The sequence below is a fragment of the Paenibacillus sp. HW567 genome (assembly GCF_000374185.1).
Classification (GTDB): Bacteria; Bacillota; Bacilli; order Paenibacillales; family Paenibacillaceae; genus Paenibacillus_AQ.
Map to the genome: position 1 here is coordinate 1,694,699 of NZ_KB910518.1, position 18,234 is coordinate 1,712,932.

Below are 18,234 nucleotides of genomic sequence, written 5' to 3' on the forward strand. Positions count from 1 at the left end.
TGTTGAACGAAAGAAACATAATGCAGACGTTCCGGTTCTTGAGCAACCTGGCTGTCATGGTCCCGGTAAAAGCATGAGACTGTAGATCCATGGCTTTGCGTCATTCCCTTTCGGAGAATTTTGCCAATATATTTTTATTAATGAAATAAAGCATAATTTTACTTTACAATATATTCCTAGCGCTGCTTTTGTCAATATATTTGATCAAATAAGCTCGAAAATTGACGAATATAACGATTAGAGACATTTTCTAATTTGCATGCAAAATGAATTTTAATGCATAAAATTAAATAATAAAGTCCCAGGTGAAAAAGTCCTAAAATGCAAACGGGATTTTATATACCAGACCATAGTGCTATGGATAGTCTTCACGGACGATAGTCTTAACTGCGGGAATACTTAGACTTACAAATACCCGATCGGTAAGTGTACAGGTTCTCCTTGCGTTACTAACGTCCTGTGAGTTCATTTTTCAGGTTCAACTTATACTGATATAAATACAAATTGAAATTATCAATTTATACTGCAAAAATTCAGTGTTTGGTGAATATTACATCAAGGAAATTGTAAACACAAAAAAACTGCCCCGTGAGCATTTTTTGCTCATGCGGCAGTTTTTTGAATGTGCCTAAAATTTGAAAATATGGATTGTTTTTTGCAACTGGAATACAGCCTTGGTCATTGTTTCTGTCTCTTCGGCAACGGATTTGAGGGCATTGATTTGCTCGTTCATTGAGGCGGAGACCTCTTCGGTGCCTGCGGCAGTCTGCTCGGTAATTGCGGAGATATTTTCGATAGCCCCGGAAATTCTGTGCGCACCCTCCAGCATGAGGTCGCTTTCTGCAGAGAATGAAGCAATTTGCTCGGTTATGTATTGAACGCTTTGCACAATTTGAGCGAAAATATTAGCCGTTTCAATGATCATTTCATTCTGTACCTGAACGACTTCCTCGTTGATGGCAATGTGCTCAATCGCCTGCTTAATGTCGTTCTCAATGCTGCGCACCAGACTGAACACCTCCTTGGTCGAGGAGGTGGATTCCTCCGCAAGCTTGCGGACCTCCTGGGCCACCACCGCGAATCCCCGGCCATGTTCGCCTGCACGGGCGGCTTCGATGGAAGCATTGAGCGACAGCAGGTTCGTCTGCTCGGCGATTTCCGTTATCGTCTTGGTGATCATCGTGATGCCGCGGGCATTATGTGAGAGTGCTTCAATCGTGTCGGCTACCTTTTGGGTGGCTTGTATATTTTTACGCATGCCTTCCGCTTGCGTATCTACTGACTGACGGCCTTTTTCAACCAATTCCAGCGTATGTACGGAGCGTCTGTTCATTTCCTTGGTGGAGCTTGTGTAATTGGAGACTTTGGTTTCTATATCCTTGATCGAATCTGTCATATCTGCGATATCTACAGAGATTTCATTAGCGCCAAGAGCCAGCTCGTTGGAGGAGGAGGCAACCTGGGCCATCACAAGCTTCAGGTTCTGATTCTTGTCTTCGATGCCGCGGCTCGCATCCATGACCTGGCGGGTGATTTGCGACGCCTCGGTGAGAATCTTCTTAAGCTTGTCGATCATAGTATTGAAGGAACGGCTGACATCACCCATGGAACCGCTTTCGTCAGCGCGGCTGGTAAAATCCCCCTTGGCTATGGTGTGAGTCACGTTGGAGATATCCTCGAACGAGGATGTAAGCGTTCTCTCAATAAGTCGTGCAAGAGGATAAGTTAAGGCTGCCAGTGCCGCTATTAGGATAACGCCGATAACGATTTTGCCCATCACAATGAGTGTGATCAGAACAGGAACAGCGAATAAAGCGGCAATCAGGTAACATCCGGCAATAATTCTTTGTTTTAAAGGAAGCTTGTTCATCCAGGCCATCATAAAAGTTCCCCCTAAATAAAATTAAGTTGTTTACTGTAATATTATAGGCGAATCATGGAGGTTTGGTCTATTGTAAGAACTGACATAAAACCATTTTTAAGCCTATTTAAGGCTCAAAACAGAAATCAGTGCTTGACGAAATGAATATCGGATAAAATTGGAAAAACATCTGCTAATCCTGTATTGTTGTAAGTCCCCACCCACAACAAAAGGAATAGACAGATGCCAACTCAGTATATCAACGAACTGCTCGACATACCAGAGCTAAAGATTCACCAACTGTTATCCGTTCATGAGGATGAAGTTCACATAGAAGCCGTGCCGTTAGATGACAAGCAAATCTGCCCATGCTGCGCTTCGGATCAAGAAGTCATTCGGAAGGGAAGCAATGGTATGCGAACCGTCCGACATCTATCCGTTTTTGAAAAGAAAACCTATCTGCACGTGCCGACTATTCGCATGTTTTGTAATAGCTGCGAAGCCGGGTTCGTATGGATATATGATTTCGTTGGTCCCAAACAACGTTACAGCAGGCTTCTTCGCTCCCACACGGTCGAACAGGCTCTTGGATCCACGGCCGCGCATAGCGCCAGGATGCAGCAAGCGCCGGCAAGTACCGTACAACGTATGCATAACGAGGCGGTTCCTGACGTTAGCGATGCGCTCTACGAACAAGTGTGGGAAGAAGCCAAAGGAACGTCTGAATTGGTTCTGGGTGTCGATGACTTCGCGATCAAGAAAGGTCATACGTATAACACCGGCATTCACAACCTTAAAGGCGAGACGATGCTGGACCTGCTGCCGGGCCGAAAGCTGGAAGCCCTGCGGGCGTATGCCCAGGCACATCCGGAGTTCCTTCTGCTTCACCCGAAGGCAGTGGTTATGGATCTGGCTCAGGCCTACCACACTTGGATTGGCGAGTGTTTTCCGAAAGCGATTCGCATCGCAGATCGGTTTCATGTTCACGGTTATGTAATTGAAAGCGTGCAAGAAGTTCGGAAAACCGTTCAGCCTACACTGTCGCCGCGTGCCAAAGCATACCTGAAAGCGAACCATCGCCTCCTGAATCCGCCTGCCGAAGCGCTGAACGAGGAAAGCAAAAAGAAGTTGGACGCCATACTGAGCTACTCCCCGCTGCTGCGCAGCGTGTGGGAATGGAAAGAAGCGTTCACGACTTGGTATGATTGCTCGCCTAGCTATGTCGTTGCCATGCTGGGATTTGAGCGTTGGTGTAAGCAAGGCGATCAGATCGACCACGCCGCCGTCCAAAGTGCGCTAAAGACCATGCGTAATTGGCAAGAGGAGATCGTAAATTACCATCTATGCCGATGGACAAACGCAACCGTAGAGGGCCGCCACAATCGAATTAAAGCCTTTCAACGCCGCCATTATTTTACAAGGAATCGCAGTCGCTATAAGGCGGGTATTCTGATCGAATGTAACCGCCATCGGATGTTGTGCTAATAATCAAGCACTGATTCTGAGGTTGAACCCTATTTAATTGTGTTTTTTTGTGGGAACTTCTGCCCTGAAAATAAAGTTGCTCTAAGGAACCAAAAGTGCGCATACCAAAACAAACCCCATGTTTTTATTTTTTTGAAATTGGCCGTTAGGCCGATTGTTCACTCAGGTTTACTTGATACCCGAGCGATTCCAAGCGTTTTATGGATCGGTTCATTACCATCTCGCGGTTTCGTTGGTCGAAGTAGTCAAACCCTAATTCTTTATATGCTTGTCTTCGCGTTAACAAGACATAGACTATCGCTAAAATGCTGTGCCCGACGGCTACGGCTGCTCTGTTTTTCCCTCGCCTGCCTGCGATCCGGTGATATTGGGCCGACAGGTAGGTGTTCTTTTTTCGTCCTGCCGCTCGCGCCGATTCCACCAGTGCACTTCGCAGCTTTTTATTCCCTTTTCGTGTCCTTGCTGATCGTTTTTTCCCCGCGCTTTCATTGTGACCTGGAGTCATACCTGCCCAAGAGCATAAATGCCCTGCGCTCGGAAACCGTGTCATGTCGGTCCCAATTTCCGCCAGAATTTGTTCGGCGGTTCGTTTACCGACACCGGGAATGGTATCCACTAACTTCAGGTCCTCTGCAAAAGGGGCCATTCGGCGCTCAATCTCTTCATCCAGTTCAGTGATCAACCCATTCAACTGGTCAATATGTCCTAATTGTTTCTCCAGCATGAGCAACTGATGAGGACCTAGGCTTCCCTCTAGTGCCAGCTTTAATTGTTCTTTCTTGGCTTTCAGCTTCTTTTGCGCAAAGTCCGCTAGAATCGAAGGATCCGTTTCGCCCTGAATCATCGCTTCCAACATGTTTCGTCCTGACACTCCAAGCACATTGGATGCCACGGACGAGAGCTTGATATTGCCTCCTTCCAGCACCTTTTGCAATCGGTTCACTTCCCGGCTTCGCTCTTCGATGATACTTCGCCGATACCGGATCACTTCCCGAAGTTCCCGCTGCTCCCGATTCGGAATATAGCTCCCTTGCACCAGCCCATGCCGGAGTAATTTCGCAATCCATTCCGCATCTTTCACATCTGTTTTGCGTCCGGGCACGGCTTTGATATGCTGCGCATTCACGACAACCGGCTTGACGTCTTCCAGTTCAAGCAGGTTATAAATCGGTTTCCAGTAATCTCCGGTGCTCTCCATCGCGACATGGGTGCACCGCTCGCTTTTAATCCAATCCACTAAATCGACTAGCCGGCGAGTCAGCGTTTCAAAGCTTCGAATCTCCTTTCCTTTCGGGGTGATGATACAGGCTGTGATACTCTTCTTGTGTACATCTAATCCACAACAACGTTCAATGAGGATCTCCATCTTTTCTGTCTCCTGCCTGCTGGCGCTTATTAAGGCTGGTGCAAAGACCAATGCTAAGGTTATTCTGCCCTGCGTGCTTCCCCGGAGGGAGCAACAATCTGTGATGCACCGGGTCGTTGGGGTCCGTCTTATATTCGGGTTCGTAACACCAAGAAGTTCCGACCTACCTTCGCCAGCCCAGTAACCAGTATAGACAATATTTTCATTCCTCAGTGATGCCGCGCAGCGGCATGGGTGTCTTATATAGTGTTGCGGTTTCTGCGAGAGTGGATACTATCCGTCCGACCAGCTCCCCGGGAGCCACGGCAATGACATCCGGACTAAGTGAAAGCACAATACGGCAGGCGGAATCCAGCGTGTTGAATTCGGCATCCACGGACAGCCATTCTGGCTGGGCTGCTGCGCTGCTGTTAGTAATTGACACATAGCGTTCCCGCTCCAGCTCCTCCATAGCTCTGCCATTCACCAGCAGCTTTGCGGGGAAACGGGGGAGCGCGGATTTGAACAAAGCTGTGGATTGCTCCCAATAAGCGGCAAGCTCAAAGCCTTCCGGGCGCGCAAATGTCTCTTCTGTAATTTCGGCTGAGGCCAGCCTGGAGACCCGGAAGGTTCTGAATTCTCCTTCGGTTCCGGCAACGACATACCATACTCCGCGTTTGGCTACCAGCCCCAGCGGCGAAATTAGCCGCTCCTTGCATTCTCCATCACGCATGTAGCTGATCTTGACCTGGCGGTTCTCCCAGAGCGCCTCCTGCAGCAATGAGAGGAACGGATAAGATTCGCTTGAAGGGTGCCAGCCTGCGCCATCAATATGAATCCGCTGGTTTAGATAGGCAAGCGGAGAATCAGGAAGCTTGGAGCTTGCGGCCTCCAGCTTGCGGGCAGCGGAGGAGAAGTCCTCCTGTATCCCCAGAGCGTTCAGGATAGCAGTATCAGCCGTCAGCAGCAGCGATCCGATCTCCTGGGGCTTCATGCCGGTCAGGGAGGTTCTGTAGCCTTCGCTGAGCATCCAGCCGCCATCACGGCCCCTCTCAGCGAGCACGGGCACACCTGAAGCGCTTAGCGACTCCATGTCCCGGAGTATTGTCCGCTCAGATACCTCCAGAGTCTGCGCCAGTTCCCTGGCGGTGATTTTGCGTAAACTGTATATTTCAAGCTTATCATAAATATATGTCAGTTGTTGTCATATATAAGATTTATGATGAATATGGAAGGCGATAAGTATTCCCGATTCCCGAATGATTCCACAGCTCTATCAGGCAGCAAACGGGCAACAAAAAATCGCTCTTTGGAAATGGCCGGATTGCGCCGCCATTCCAAGAGCGATTTTTTTAGAAATAAGGGTTAAGTGCCGCTATATCTTAGAGCAGAATAATTTCTTCGGCTGTGTTGATTTCCGGCAATCCGGCCAGCTTCACAAGCACTTCTTTGGGAACTGCCTTATCAACGGTCAGCAGCATAATGGCTGCACCGCCGACAATTTTGCGTCCCACCTGCATGGAGGCGATGTTGACGTCGTTCTGGCCGAGCAGGGTGCCGACATGCCCGATGATTCCCGGCTTGTCGTTATGCGAAATCAAGATTTGATGGCCTTCTGGAGCGATATCGACCGGGAACTTGTTGACTTGAACAATCCGTTCCCCGTAGCCTTGCAGCAATGTACCGGCGACCAGGAAGTCTTGTTCATGTTCTGTTTTTGTTGTGACTGTAATCAGGTTGGTGAAGCCCTTGGTCTTGGAAGCCTTTGTCACGACAACATTAACATCTCGGGTTTTGGCCAGATGCATCGAATTGACGATGTTCACATCATTGCCGAAGTGGCGTGTGAGCACGCCTTTCACAATATAGCGGGTCAACGGCTGGGTATCCACATCCGACAGATCGCCTGCGTACTCTACATGGATTTCGCGGATCGCGCCTTCTGTAAGCTGGGTCACGAAGCTGCCGAGCTTCTCGCCGAGTGTGAAGTACGGCTGAAGCTTGTTCATCACACTTGGAGCAACCGGAGGGATGTTCACGGCATTGATGAAAGGTTCGTTCCGCAGAATGTGCAGAACCTGCTCCGATACGTCGATGGCCACATTCTCCTGAGCTTCAATCGTGGAAGCGCCCAAATGCGGGGTCACGATGATTTTCGGATGGGAGAGGAAAGGGTGGTCCGCTTGCGGCGGTTCCTTCTCGAATACGTCAAAAGCCGCTCCGGCAACAATGCCGCCGTCGATGGCTTCAACCAGCGCCCCTTCATCAATAACACCGCCGCGGGCACAGTTGATGATGCGCATGCCTTTTTTCATAACTTCAAACTGCGGGCGGGAAATCATGTTGCGTGTTTCCGGGGTCAGCGGAGTGTGCACAGTGATGAAATCCGCGCCGCGTACAATGTCGTCTACGGAAGCCAGCTTCACTTCCAGCTTCTCCGCACGGTCGGCAGTAAGGAACGGGTCATAAGCAAGAATGTCCATGCCGAAGGCTTTGGCCCGTTTAGCCACTTCGCTGCCGATCCGGCCCATACCGAGGACACCCAATGTTTTGCCGCGCAGCTCTACGCCGAGGAACGTTTTTCTATCCCATACACCGGAAATGGTTTTGGCATAGGCTTGTGGAATGTGACGGGCGAGCGCCATCATCATTGCAAAGGCATGCTCACAGGTTGTAATCGTATTTCCGTCAGGAGCGTTAATGACCACAACACCGTGCTGTGTAGCTGCCTCCAGCTTGATGTTGTCAACGCCTACTCCGGCACGGCCAATAACCTTCAGCTTGCTGCCTGCTGCAATAATCTTCTCTGTTACAGTTGTCTGGCTGCGGACGAGGAGGCCGTCATATTCGCCGATAATGGCAATAAGCTCATCTTCACTCAATCCAGTTTTCTTGTCTACAGTCACATCGCTTGCGTCCATTAGCTGCTGAATGCCCAAATCGCTGATCGGATCCGATACTAATACTTTAAACATGGTTTCTTGTCCTCCTTAAATGTGGAAAGCTTTATATGCCCAAGGATGCCCCGAAGAGGCAGTCCACAGTACCAGAAGCATTGAGACGGGAAAAAAACATGTCAAAATAACGAAGTAACGCGCTGTCGCACCAAAGAAAAATGCTGCAGAAATACGGTGAATCAAGAGAATTAAGCCTAAAATGATCAACAAAAAAACTCTCAACCCCATACTACTGCCGTAGTAAGGGACGAGAGTTGTCGTGGTACCACCCTAATTCACTGCAACTTATAAAGATGCAGCCTCATTGGCCTGCAAAGGCCACACTGGTAACGGAGATGATCCGATTGTGTCTACTAATAAGGGTTCAACACAATATCTCAGGAGCGCTAAAGAGTTCTGGCCGCCACCGGTTTGCACCACCCACCGGCTCTCTGAAGACTTGCAGAATCTTTGTTCCATCATCGGTTTTGCTTGATTAATTTTTCATAATGTAACATGGTGATGCCAGATGTGTCAATAGTCTTATTCTAAGCGGGTCCAGTTGAAGTGCGGTTCTTTTTTCGTTATGATGCAATAGCTGGTCTTACTCATAAAAAAACGGGAGCTGCGGCATTGTTTCCTTACCGTAATATTGCTCGCGCCATTTGATGAAATCCTGCTCCTGTACCGCTCCGGTAGAGATTAGCAGGGTTACCGAGGACTGAACATCCTTCAGCTTCAGTGAGCTGGCCGTGCCGGAATAGATCATGTCGTCGATCTTGGCGGTAATATCCTGCGGATCGTAGCCGGCGTAGATGCTGCGGTTGAGCATCATACCCGCAATAGAAGCGTTTTTGAGCAGCAGCGGCATCTTTTTCCATTGAATGAAGCTGAGGGTTTTCAGCTCTCCGGCTTCACTCGGAATTTTATTGTTGGCCTTGGCTCCCCATTTCAGCATGGAGTCATAGAAATTTTTCTGCGCCAGAAGTCCGAATTTGACTGCATTACCCGTGAAATTGTCTTTTTCCAGCACCTTGGCTGTCTCAGCGCCGGATGCGCCTGCAGATACCTTGCTGGAGGCCTGGGAGAAGAGGGTCAGACTTTTTAGAATATTAAGCTGGGCTTCATGCAGCAGCGGCGAATTGGTGAAGATGGAATCCTGGGTAACCTTGTCATATTGCTTGTCCGCCAGAATGCTGAGATTTTTCAGTATGGCTGCATTCTCACGGGCGCCTGTGCTGCGGGAGAGATTATCCAATTCGCTGTTCCAGTTGCGCTTGAATTCCCGATAAGGCAAAAATACGTTATGATAGAATGTAACAAGATCCTGCTGCTGGTAAGATCCGGAGAATTCCTGTGCGGCCCCTTCTTGCTTCAGGTGAGCGTATTTGGCTTCTGTCTTGTCTGCTCCAACCTTCACTCCCGTAAAAAAAGCGGCGAATGCAGATATCAGAAAACATATAAATCCTAAGGTGTATAACATTTGAGTGCGGGAGGTACGGCTGTTCATAATTAATGCTCCTTCGTCTAGGGAAATTATCTTATGTAAAAACAATATAGAACAGGCAGGTTGCGATGAAAAAATTCAAATTTGGCGAAATCAAGATAAAAAAAGCCGACCCTCAGCAGTTAACCGACAGGCTGCTTTTACTTAATTTGTATATAACACAGGGCCTTACTTTAATTATCGGTTTGATATGGATATTATTACAGAAAAGAAATCCTATTCACATATTAAATTTTCCGGAAAACGTACAATTTGTGTACTGGGGCCTCGGACTGGCGGGAATTATGCTCATTGTTGATTTCCTGTTAACCTACATTGTTCCAGAGGAAAGCATGGATGACGGAGGCATAAACAATCTGCTGTTCGGTAAAAGGCCATTGTGGCATATTATTGTCATTTCAGCTATTGTGGCGATTTGCGAGGAGCTTTTGTTCCGCGGAGCGATTCAGTATTCGCTGGGTCCCTATTGGACAAGCATCCTGTTCGCTGTTATTCATGTCCGCTATTTACGCCACTGGATTCCCACAGGCTGGGTGTTTCTCAGCAGCTACGGCCTTGGTTATATTTACATTCATTCTGGAAGCCTGTGGGCACCGATTGTCTGCCACTTTGTCATTGACCTGTTCTCAGGTCTAATGATCCGCTACCGGAGGGCATCATGAGCGAGGAATTAAGCCGGGTAAAATCCCGGAAGAAAAAATATAAGGGCGAAGAGGAGCTTGATGTCAAAGGTCTGGAAAAATCACAGTCTCCCGCGCACGCGTCAAATGAAGCGCCTGCAATGAGCTCCGGTACCTTGTCCAGAACTAGCCGCCATTCTTCGGCAAAAGCGAAAAAATCGGTCAAGCGGGAAGTACCCCGGACCGATGAGGAAACGGCAACGCCTTCCCGCTCTGAGACCTACCCCTCTGAGCGTCTGCGCCTAAGCAAGATGTTCATCAATTCACTGATCTTTATTTTTGTGCTGCTGCTCGGGTCGCTTCTGTGGTGGGGACTTGAAGGAGCGCCGCCGCTTAGGACCATATGGTGACCGTCTGGTTGCTTGTCTTTGTAATAGTATGTGCTTTCCTGCCTATAGCGGTTGGAATGCTCATGCTGGCGGCTGCTTTCAGAAATCAGATTATTGCCGAGGAAATATTCCTGGAGTCTCTTCCGCAGGAATTTGACGGCTTCCGTATTCTGTTTATCTCGGATATCCACCGCCGGCGGCTTCCCAAAAGGCTGCTTGAGCCGATGAAAGGAAAAGTGGATATTGTGCTTCTGGGCGGCGACATGACGGACAAGGGCGGCTCCATTAGCCGGCTGAGCGATAATATGAAGCTGGCAGCATCCCTGGCCCCGGCTTACGCGGTCCATGGCAATCATGATTACCGGGCGAACACAGCGCTTGTCGATGATATCCTCCGTGGCAGCGGGGTGCGGCTGCTGATAGATGAGAATATCATCATTGAACATGAGGGAGCTGAATTGCTCCTGACGGGTGTAGACTTCCCTCCAAAGGGCGGGAAGCGGGCTTACGCACCTTTACCGTCACCGACTCCTTCAGAAGCTCAGTTGTTCCGGATCATTCTTGTTCATGATCCGCTCTGGCTAACGCAGCAAACCGGGCCTCCCGCGGATCTTATACTGGCGGGGCACACCCATGGTGGGCAGATTGTCCTGCCTTTTGTCGGCCACAGGCATGTGGACCCCTTCTACCGCGAATATAACGCAGGGCATTATGTGCTTCCGAGAAAAGACGGCTCAGGAAAGGAAGCCAAGCTGCTCATCAGCCGCGGCTTCGGCACCGCTCATCTTCCGCTGCGCTGGGGCAGTCCGGCTGAAATGCATGTGCTGACCCTTCGCAGTGATGAGAAGCAGCAAGACCTGCCGGAAGCCGGGAGATAAGCGGCTTAAGGAACCGCAAAAAAGGTATCCCGCATGCAGCAGGGATACCTTTTTTGTTGCGCCTACAAATCAGCGGACGCTTATTCAATGTTTATCGAGCTTTTAGCTCGATGCTGCGCGGATCAACAAAGCTGTAGCCTTTGCCTTCCAGCGTAGTAAGCAGTGTGTCGAGCGCCTCTACAGTCCAGGGCAGCTCATGCATTAAGATGTTGCTTCCGGAGTGAAGCTGATCGGTTACATTCTTAATCAGCTTTGCGGTTTTGCCGCTTTCCTTCTCCTTCATTTGCCAGTCGAGCGAGCCTACGGACCAGGTCATATAGAGCAGGTTGTTTTCGGCCGCAACCTTTTTGCCGACATCACCGCCGGCGCCATGCGGCGGACGGAAGAAATGCGGGGTTTCGCCGGTGACTTCTTTTACGATATTCTGTACGTCTTCGATCTGCTTTTTCACTTCCGTGTAGGACTTGTCTTTAAGGACAATATGATCCCAACTGTGATTGCCGATAATTCCGCCGCGGGAATGAATGAGCTTAAGCAGCTCGGGATGCTCCTTTACCCGGTAGCCGTTCACGAAAAAGATGGCCTTCGCGTGGTGCTTATCCAGCGTATCCATCAGCGGATTGATCATGTCCGCTTTCTTTGGACCGTCGTCGAAGGTCAGCAGGATGACTTTTTTGTTTGTTGCCGCTTCATTAGGAACAACGTCGTAATTTTTGTTCATATGGTACAGGAGCGGAACTTCAGCAGAGGCGGCGCTGTTTCCGGCTGCCTTCCCGTCCGTGCCGGGAGTGCTGGAAGGTGACGCTTCAGGTGAAACGCTGGCTTCGGGACTTGCGCTCTCCTGTACTGTTGGGGCTGCTGTTGCCTTTTGCGTGGCAGCCGCGGCGGGCTGTTCTGTGCTGGCGGCTCCTGCGTTCTTGTTATCGCCGCTGTTGCTGCAGGCTGTCAGCAGCAGAGCGGCGAGCAGCAGCGCTGATGTAGCTTTACCCACTTTTTTCATCTCGCTTTCTTGTTGTTTGACTGCATGAGCCGGAATCTTTCCGCGAACACTAAGCATGATTTTACCATACAAGGAGGTTAGAGTTATGAATACTTCGTCATTTTTATGCGGAATGCTGCTGGGTGCGGCTGCCGGCATGATGATGTCCAGAAAACGAAGTGCCATGATGTCCTCATTGCTCCGGTCAGATGATGCGATGTACGGGGCCGGAGAGAAAGCGAAGGACAAAATTATAGGCATGGCCAAGACCGGATTTGGGAGCACGGCAGCAGGAGGCGAGCAGGATCACAGTGCACATGCCCCGCATGACAATGACAAGCACAAGGAGGAGTCTCCGGTTAAATCCAAGGAGTCCAATCTCAAGATGCTGAAGGATTTCATCCGCAGCAATCCTGATGTGAAGCATGAGGTCGAGCAGATTCTCAAGGATACCCATACCGTCATACCGGGGCTGTAGCCGCAATAGGCTGTGAAGAATCATTTTGGGGATGTAGCTGTCCGCAAAATGATTCTTTTTCTCGCTGATACGGATACTGTCCTTTTATGGATGGCGTATCCGTTTCTGCTTGCAGCATAAATGGGTCAAGAATTATTTTTTATTTTCGTGCAATTGCTGTGGCAAAATGATAACATACATACATAGTAACCATTTTTGGCTCATTACTCGGGACTCATCATACATTATAATAAATGAGCTTGCAAAAGGAGGATCCTGTCATGAGAATAGAGCGATTAAGTCAAGATAAGATACGGATTTTCCTCACTTTTGACGACCTGAGCGAGCGAGGCATCCAGAAGGAAGACATGTGGCAGGAAGTTCCCAAGGTGCATGACTTGTTTACGGAAATGATGGACCAGGCGTACAGTGAACTTGGGTTCGATGCTACCGGTCCTCTTGCCGTGGAAGTATTCGCTTTGCCGGCGCAAGGTATGGTCGTTATAGTGACTCGGGGAAAATATGATCACCATCAGTACGGTGCATCCGGGGAAGAAGAATTGCCTGAAGAGATTTATGAAATGGAAGTTACTCTCGAACAAAGCGACTCCATTGTATATGCATTCCGCGATTTTGAAGCTCTGGTTGAAGCGGCACATGTGCTCATCGGCAATATTACTTCTCAAGGAAAGCTGTATTCTTATAATGATATATGGTATCTCTACTTCGATCCGAAGGAATTTGAGGAATCTGCATTGTCTGGCCTTGTTGGAGTGCTCTCCGAGTTCGGAGACTCATCTCCGGTTACTGAAGCTGTTCTGTCGGAATACGGCAAGACAGTAATGCCGGAGAATGCAATTGAACTGATCTGCACTCATTTCAAACGCCAGCAATGACGGCAGGGATAGGCCCTGGAAGTGCGAGCTCCTTGCGCCTATCCTCAGTTTTCTTTCAAAAGTTAAGACGCGGGGAGGGGAATCGGTGCTTTTGTTATCGGTAATTACGTCAGCAGTGGCACCGGGACTTGCGCTGCTGACTTTTTTCTATCTGAAGGACAAGTACGATCAAGAACCGCTTCATATGGTCATTAAGGTATTTTTGCTTGGCCTGCTGATAGTTTTTCCTGTAATGATTATCCAAAGGGGCCTTACGCTTGGCTTGAACGGCGGGCCTTATGCGGATTCATTCCTCATCTCCTCTGGTGTGGAGGAGTGCCTGAAGTGGTTTGTGCTGTACCATATGATTTACAATCATACCGAATTTGACGAGCCATATGATGGGATACTATACGCCGTGGCGATTTCGCTTGGCTTCGCAACTATAGAAAATGTAATGTATGCCTGGTACAGCCATGCTTCAATAGGCACTATGTTTGTAAGGGCGCTTCTTCCCGTGTCGGGACATGCGATGTTTGGTGTTATTATGGGATATCACATGGGCAGGGCCAAGTTTTCGGGCGGCGTTAAGACAAGGGGGATTCTGCTTATTTCCCTTCTGCTGCCGTGGCTGTGGCATGGGATCTATGACTTCATTCTTACGACTATGGCCAATTACTGGATTTGGTTTATTGTTCCATTGATGGCTTTATTATGGTATGGAGGCATGGGAAAGGTGAAGCTGGCCAACAGCCGTTCTCCGTTCCGCTTCCTGAAGCGTGAAGAAGAGGTTAAGCTATAACAGAGATGGACACACTTATTCTTGAAGGGCAGTTCCGTAGCAAGGAATTCCAGAAAAGAGCGAGGTGTCTTTTTTTTGCGTGTAAAAGTGCGGATTATCTGCAAGCAGTGTGGTGAGAGCTACGTTTTGAGAGGAAGCAAGGAGCAGGGCGTTATTCAGACGGGCTTCAAGCAATGTCTGTGCAACAGCAGCAGCGGCTTTGAGATTGAAGAACGGGCATGAGGCTTCTGCTTCTGAAACGTTCTTTTTATTTTGCTGGCCGGTCCGGTGCATAAGACTTCTCAGTTATTGTCAAACTAACGGCAATAAGCTACCGAAAGGAGTCTTGCGGCCCTATGTACAGAAGATTAAGTGCCATAATGTTCCCGCTCACTGCTCTGCTGCTGGTCGGAGCGCTGCTCTGGGGGTATCAGGAGAATCAGGAGAAAAATTCAATTTTGATTAAAGCGGAGAACCAGTACCAACGGGCTTTTCATGACCTCTCTTATCACGTGGAGCGGCTTCATGGAGAGCTCGGGAATACCCTGGCGGTGAATTCCGGTTCCAGTGGCATGCACCGTAAAGGACTGGTTAACGTGTGGCGGCTGACCAGTGAAGCGCAGAATGAGATTAATCAGCTCCCGCTTACCCTGCTGCCATTCAGCAAGACCGAGGAGTTCCTCTCCAAAATTTCTAACTTTTCCTACAAAGCAGCGGTGCGCGACTTCACCAAGAAACCGTTGACCACAAACGAAATGGGCAATTTAAAAGCTCTCTACAAGAACTCCGGTGAAATTTCCAAGGATCTGCAGGAGGTTCAGCACAAGGTCATCAGCAACCGGCTGCGCTGGATGGATGTAGAGTCGGCACTCGCGACTGAGGAGAAGGCAGAGGACAATACGATTATCGACGGCTTCAAAACAGTGGATAAACGGGTGGCAGCCTATCCCGAACTGGATTATGGCCCTTCCGTAGCCAGCATCTATGACAAACGGTCTGTGAAAAAGCTGGGCGGCAAGCCTGTCACCGCGGAGGATGTAAAGCGCAAAGCAATCAAGTTCGCGGATCTAGGCGGAAACGCAGGCGTGGAAATCAAGGAGAACGGCAAGGGTACAGAATGGGCTTCATATACCGCCACAGTAACCGGAAATAACCACAAGCAGGCGATCAGTATGGATTTCACGGTGGATGGCGGACTGCTGATCTCCTATAACGACAACCGTGAGGTTGGTCCGGCTAAAATCACGATGCGGCAGGCTGTTGTGAAGGCGGGGGAATTCCTGAAGAAGAAGGGATATCCCGGCATGACGGCGGTCAGCGCTGACAGATACGACAATCTGGGCAATTTGACCTTTGTAACCAGCAAAAACGGCGTGCTGATTTACCCGGAGAAATTAACGGTGCGTGTCGGGCTGGATACCGGTGATCCAACCGGCTTTCAGGCCAGTGACTATGTCCGCGAGCGTCAGGAGAAGCGGCAGATTCCCAAACCGGTGTTATCTCTGGCCGCGGCCAGAAAAAAACTCAATCCGGAATTCAAGGAGCTGTACAACCGGCTGGCCTGGATCAAAAATGACAATGCCGAGGAAATGCTTACCTATGAGTTCGGAGGCAAAATCAACGGCGCACAATACCGGATCTATTTAAATGCCACAGACGGAAACGAAGAAGCTGTAGAACAAGTCAGAACGTCTTCAGGGGCCCAGAATAAGTAAATGCGGCTGCTTGGAGATTATAGCTGGAAAAGGAGGGTGTTCCATTGGGATACCCTTTTTTCTGTTGTATGCTGCTTGCCTGTACAGAATAATATTTTCTCACCGGGTGCTGGGCCTCCATGTTATAATTAGCTCTAGCATATATTACTAATCAAGTGGCGGTGACATGTTTGTATCCCAAAATCAACGAATATCTATACATACAAGTTGCTTCAAGCGATGCCGCTGAAGCCGAAGTAGAATATAGATCGAGAATTGCAGAGACTGAGGATGAAGCCTTTCTTATTGAAATCCCCATGCAGGAAAGCAACGGGCGGCTGAAAAAGCTGTTTATCGGGGACGAGCTCTCCGTGTATTTTCTGACAGAAGGCGGAATCAAAAATTATTTCAACACACATGTGATCGGCTTTAAAGAAGATGTTATCCGTATGGTCCGGGTCCGCAAGCCGGAGAAGGACGCAATTTTCAAAATTCAGCGCCGCAGCTTTTTGCGTGTGAATGCCGAGCTTGAGCTGGCAGTGAAGGATTCTCTGGGAGGCCGCTTTTTGGTGCACACAGAGGATATTGGCGGGGGAGGCACATCGTTCCTCAGCGATGTCAAGTCGAGCTTGAAGGTAGGGGATAGGCTGACCTGCTGGGTGCTCATCAATTACCGCAACGGCAGCACCGAGCATGCGAACTTCGAAGGTGAGATTGTGCGGATTAAGAAGCTTGAGAACGGCCGTAGTCTTGTAATGCTGAAGTTCGCGGAGATTTCCGATTCCGAGCGGCAAAAAATAATCCGTTACTGCTTTGAGCGCCAGTTTGATTTCCGCAACCGCTGAAAAGGTATAAATCGACACTTTTTTCTGTGTAAATAACTCTGTGCGCTTTTGCACTGAGTTCTAAACTGTGGTATAATTTTATAAGTCGCAGGCAATGCCTGCTTTTTTCTTGATAATATCAGCAAGTCTAGGTGTTTTGAGGAGGAATGCCCCGTTGGATAGGCAGGGGACACATACTTACGACAGAATTAACGTCGCCATCGACGGACCTGCCGGGGCAGGCAAGAGCACTGTAGCCCGATTGGTAGCCCGAAAGCTGTCTTACATTTATGTTGATACGGGTGCAATGTACCGGGCAATTACCTGGTATATGATCCGTGAAGACATACCGGCTGAAGATCATGAACAGGTGGATCAAAGGGTCCGCGATATGGTGATTGAGCTTATTCCGGAGCAGGATGTGCAGAAGGTGCTGATTAATGGGGAGGATGTTACGCCACATATCCGCAGTCTCCAGGTCAGCGGTCAAGTGTCGCAGTATTCGAAGATTGAAGGCGTAAGATCCAGACTGAGTCATTTGCAGCGTCAAATGGCGCTCCGCAAGGGAGTAGTAATGGATGGCCGCGATATCGGTACGACCGTGCTGCCGGATGCCGAAGTGAAGATATTCATGACGGCAAGTGTGGAAGAACGGGCTCTTCGCCGTTACAAGGAACTGAAAGATGTGGAAACAGTGACGCTCCAGCAGCTTGAACATGATATTGCCGCGCGGGACCGTCTTGATGAAGGACGGGAGATTTCACCGCTGCGCCGTGCCGAGGATGCCATTCTTCTGGATACGACGCATATGGATATCCAGCAAGCTGTGGAAGCTATTGTCTCCCACTGCAGAGCTCATGTTGATGGGGAGAGAAATCATTTATGATTTATGCCATTTGCGTTGGATTGCTTCGTTTGATTTATGCCGTTTTGTTTCCGCTTAAAATCATAGGGAGAGAAAACGTGCCGAAGGAGGGCGGAGTGCTGCTGTGCGCCAATCATATCAGCTTGCTCGATCCGATGACGATTGGGATTAAGCTGAGACGCCAGGTGAAGTATATGGCCAAGGCGGAGCTTTTTAAGGTTCCTGTGCTGGGCTGGCTCATTAACAAGCTGGGCGCTTTTCCTGTCAAACGTGGCGGCGTAAGCAAGGAATCCATCAAAACGGCCCTTAATACGCTTCGCGGCGGACATGTTATGGGCATCTTCCCGGAAGGAACGCGCAACTCTGATTCCGGTGTGGCCAAGAAGGGTGCGGCAAGTTTTGCGCTTCGCAGCGGCGCAGCAGTTGTTCCGGCCGCTATTATCGGGTCTTATAAGCCTTTTCGCCGGATGACGGTTATTTATGGGGCTCCCATAGATCTCAGCTCGTTTGACGGTGCGGGCAGCGACTCTCTTGAAGAGGTTACCGATGTTATTATGGGACGCATTCACGAGATGATGAAGACCGGAAAGCCTACTGCGAACTAAGCAATGGCAGACAGGCGGATGTTCCGCTGATTATATAATGGCATAATCGCTATTTTTTGGAACATACTATCCTGAAAGTGCAAGTGATCTCACTAAGCAATGCTTGTTTTGAACTCTGCTCTACGCGGGTTTA

General features: G+C 49.3%; 18 protein-coding genes, 1 riboswitch and 1 other annotated feature. Of the genes, 11 read left to right on the forward strand and 7 right to left on the reverse strand.

Annotation, left to right across the window (positions count from 1 at the left end):
• Positions 1 to 38 precede the first annotated feature (38 nt).
• A riboswitch (cyclic di-GMP riboswitch) is annotated at positions 39 to 135 on the reverse strand.
• Positions 136 to 628: 493 nt separating this feature from the next.
• Positions 629 to 1,879 carry a methyl-accepting chemotaxis protein gene (locus B212_RS0107505; RefSeq protein WP_028530674.1) on the reverse strand — a complete coding sequence of 417 codons (1,251 nt, stop codon included), beginning with the start codon at positions 1,877 to 1,879 and terminating at the stop codon, positions 629 to 631.
• A gap of 225 nt (positions 1,880 to 2,104) precedes the next feature.
• Here B212_RS0107505 and B212_RS0107510 point away from each other — a divergent pair, with 225 nt between their 5' ends.
• Complete coding sequence (locus tag B212_RS0107510; protein ID WP_019909810.1) at positions 2,105 to 3,346, forward strand: ISL3 family transposase; 1,242 nt, start codon at positions 2,105 to 2,107, stop codon at positions 3,344 to 3,346.
• Between the two features lie 145 nt (positions 3,347 to 3,491).
• Here B212_RS0107510 and B212_RS0107515 read toward each other — a convergent pair whose 3' ends face one another.
• The 4 genes from B212_RS0107515 to B212_RS0107530 all read right to left on the reverse strand — a co-directional run bounded on the left by B212_RS0107515 (position 3,492) and on the right by B212_RS0107530 (position 9,137).
• On the reverse strand, positions 3,492 to 4,712 hold the full coding sequence (locus B212_RS0107515; protein ID WP_019909933.1) for an IS110 family transposase: 1,221 nt from the start codon (positions 4,710 to 4,712) through the stop codon (positions 3,492 to 3,494).
• A gap of 202 nt (positions 4,713 to 4,914) precedes the next feature.
• On the reverse strand, positions 4,915 to 5,889 hold the full coding sequence (locus B212_RS30990) for a helix-turn-helix transcriptional regulator (RefSeq protein WP_332258144.1): 975 nt from the start codon (positions 5,887 to 5,889) through the stop codon (positions 4,915 to 4,917).
• Between the two features lie 184 nt (positions 5,890 to 6,073).
• The gene (gene serA / locus B212_RS0107525) at positions 6,074 to 7,666 is read right to left on the reverse strand and encodes a phosphoglycerate dehydrogenase (RefSeq protein ID WP_019909935.1); all 1,593 of its coding nucleotides are present in this window, start codon (positions 7,664 to 7,666) and stop codon (positions 6,074 to 6,076) included.
• A gap of 222 nt (positions 7,667 to 7,888) precedes the next feature.
• Positions 7,889 to 8,119: a binding site (T-box leader), on the reverse strand.
• 112 nt (positions 8,120 to 8,231) lie between these two features.
• A complete protein-coding gene (locus B212_RS0107530; protein WP_019909936.1) occupies positions 8,232 to 9,137 on the reverse strand; it encodes a hypothetical protein in 906 nt (301 codons plus the stop codon).
• A 65-nt stretch (positions 9,138 to 9,202) separates the two neighbouring features.
• On the opposite strand from B212_RS0107530, the gene B212_RS0107535 reads away from it, so the two are divergent.
• From B212_RS0107535 to B212_RS31000, 3 genes are read left to right on the forward strand one after another with little or no spacing between them, the layout of a single operon-like run.
• A complete protein-coding gene (locus tag B212_RS0107535; RefSeq protein WP_019909938.1) occupies positions 9,203 to 9,796 on the forward strand; it encodes a CPBP family intramembrane glutamic endopeptidase in 594 nt (197 codons plus the stop codon).
• Complete coding sequence (locus B212_RS30995) at positions 9,793 to 10,164, forward strand: hypothetical protein (protein ID WP_019909939.1); 372 nt, start codon at positions 9,793 to 9,795, stop codon at positions 10,162 to 10,164. The genes B212_RS0107535 and B212_RS30995 overlap by 4 nt, the downstream gene beginning before the upstream one ends.
• Positions 10,165 to 10,172: 8 nt before the next feature.
• Positions 10,173 to 11,021 carry a metallophosphoesterase gene (locus B212_RS31000; RefSeq protein ID WP_198015839.1) on the forward strand — a complete coding sequence of 283 codons (849 nt, stop codon included), beginning with the start codon at positions 10,173 to 10,175 and terminating at the stop codon, positions 11,019 to 11,021.
• A 91-nt stretch (positions 11,022 to 11,112) separates the two neighbouring features.
• Here B212_RS31000 and B212_RS0107550 read toward each other — a convergent pair whose 3' ends face one another.
• A complete protein-coding gene (locus B212_RS0107550) occupies positions 11,113 to 12,012 on the reverse strand; it encodes a polysaccharide deacetylase family protein (protein ID WP_028530675.1) in 900 nt (299 codons plus the stop codon).
• Between the two features lie 94 nt (positions 12,013 to 12,106).
• Between B212_RS0107550 and B212_RS0107555 the strand changes: the two genes are divergently transcribed.
• The 3 genes from B212_RS0107555 to prsW all read left to right on the forward strand — a co-directional run bounded on the left by B212_RS0107555 (position 12,107) and on the right by prsW (position 14,134).
• Complete coding sequence (locus B212_RS0107555; RefSeq protein ID WP_028530676.1) at positions 12,107 to 12,478, forward strand: hypothetical protein; 372 nt, start codon at positions 12,107 to 12,109, stop codon at positions 12,476 to 12,478.
• Positions 12,479 to 12,738: 260 nt separating this feature from the next.
• Complete coding sequence (locus tag B212_RS0107560) at positions 12,739 to 13,353, forward strand: genetic competence negative regulator (RefSeq protein WP_019909943.1); 615 nt, start codon at positions 12,739 to 12,741, stop codon at positions 13,351 to 13,353.
• A gap of 85 nt (positions 13,354 to 13,438) precedes the next feature.
• Positions 13,439 to 14,134 carry a glutamic-type intramembrane protease PrsW gene (gene prsW / locus B212_RS0107565; protein ID WP_019909944.1) on the forward strand — a complete coding sequence of 232 codons (696 nt, stop codon included), beginning with the start codon at positions 13,439 to 13,441 and terminating at the stop codon, positions 14,132 to 14,134.
• Between the two features lie 15 nt (positions 14,135 to 14,149).
• On the opposite strand, the gene B212_RS34940 is transcribed toward prsW, so the two are convergent.
• Positions 14,150 to 14,407, reverse strand: a complete 258-nt coding sequence (locus tag B212_RS34940; RefSeq protein ID WP_198015840.1) for a hypothetical protein — start codon at positions 14,405 to 14,407, stop codon at positions 14,150 to 14,152.
• 62 nt (positions 14,408 to 14,469) lie between these two features.
• Between B212_RS34940 and ypeB the strand changes: the two genes are divergently transcribed.
• The 4 genes from ypeB to B212_RS0107590 all read left to right on the forward strand — a co-directional run bounded on the left by ypeB (position 14,470) and on the right by B212_RS0107590 (position 18,101).
• A complete protein-coding gene (gene ypeB / locus B212_RS0107575; RefSeq protein ID WP_019909946.1) occupies positions 14,470 to 15,828 on the forward strand; it encodes a germination protein YpeB in 1,359 nt (452 codons plus the stop codon).
• 170 nt (positions 15,829 to 15,998) lie between these two features.
• Positions 15,999 to 16,652, forward strand: coding sequence for a flagellar brake protein (locus B212_RS0107580; protein ID WP_019909948.1), 654 nt, complete (start codon positions 15,999 to 16,001; stop codon positions 16,650 to 16,652).
• Between the two features lie 154 nt (positions 16,653 to 16,806).
• The gene (cmk, locus tag B212_RS0107585) at positions 16,807 to 17,517 is read left to right on the forward strand and encodes a (d)CMP kinase (RefSeq protein ID WP_019909950.1); all 711 of its coding nucleotides are present in this window, start codon (positions 16,807 to 16,809) and stop codon (positions 17,515 to 17,517) included.
• The gene (locus B212_RS0107590; RefSeq protein WP_019909951.1) at positions 17,514 to 18,101 is read left to right on the forward strand and encodes a lysophospholipid acyltransferase family protein; all 588 of its coding nucleotides are present in this window, start codon (positions 17,514 to 17,516) and stop codon (positions 18,099 to 18,101) included. Before cmk ends, B212_RS0107590 begins: the two co-directional genes overlap by 4 nt.
• The last annotated feature ends 133 nt before the right edge of the window (positions 18,102 to 18,234 follow it).

Coding starts and splice junctions, on each gene's coding strand:
- B212_RS0107530 (WP_019909936.1), bottom strand. CDS start 9,137: ATGAACAGCCGTACCTCCCGCACTCAAATGTTATACACCTTAGGATTT.
- B212_RS0107515 (WP_019909933.1), bottom strand. CDS start 4,712: ATGGAGATCCTCATTGAACGTTGTTGTGGATTAGATGTACACAAGAAG.
- B212_RS0107555 (WP_028530676.1), top strand. CDS start 12,107: ATGAATACTTCGTCATTTTTATGCGGAATGCTGCTGGGTGCGGCTGCC.
- B212_RS0107590 (WP_019909951.1), top strand. CDS start 17,514: ATGATTTATGCCATTTGCGTTGGATTGCTTCGTTTGATTTATGCCGTT.
- B212_RS0107560 (WP_019909943.1), top strand. CDS start 12,739: ATGAGAATAGAGCGATTAAGTCAAGATAAGATACGGATTTTCCTCACT.
- serA (WP_019909935.1), bottom strand. CDS start 7,666: ATGTTTAAAGTATTAGTATCGGATCCGATCAGCGATTTGGGCATTCAG.
- B212_RS0107510 (WP_019909810.1), top strand. CDS start 2,105: ATGCCAACTCAGTATATCAACGAACTGCTCGACATACCAGAGCTAAAG.
- B212_RS0107505 (WP_028530674.1), bottom strand. CDS start 1,879: ATGGCCTGGATGAACAAGCTTCCTTTAAAACAAAGAATTATTGCCGGA.
- B212_RS34940 (WP_198015840.1), bottom strand. CDS start 14,407: ATGCACCGGACCGGCCAGCAAAATAAAAAGAACGTTTCAGAAGCAGAA.
- B212_RS0107535 (WP_019909938.1), top strand. CDS start 9,203: ATGAAAAAATTCAAATTTGGCGAAATCAAGATAAAAAAAGCCGACCCT.
- ypeB (WP_019909946.1), top strand. CDS start 14,470: ATGTACAGAAGATTAAGTGCCATAATGTTCCCGCTCACTGCTCTGCTG.
- B212_RS30995 (WP_019909939.1), top strand. CDS start 9,793: ATGAGCGAGGAATTAAGCCGGGTAAAATCCCGGAAGAAAAAATATAAG.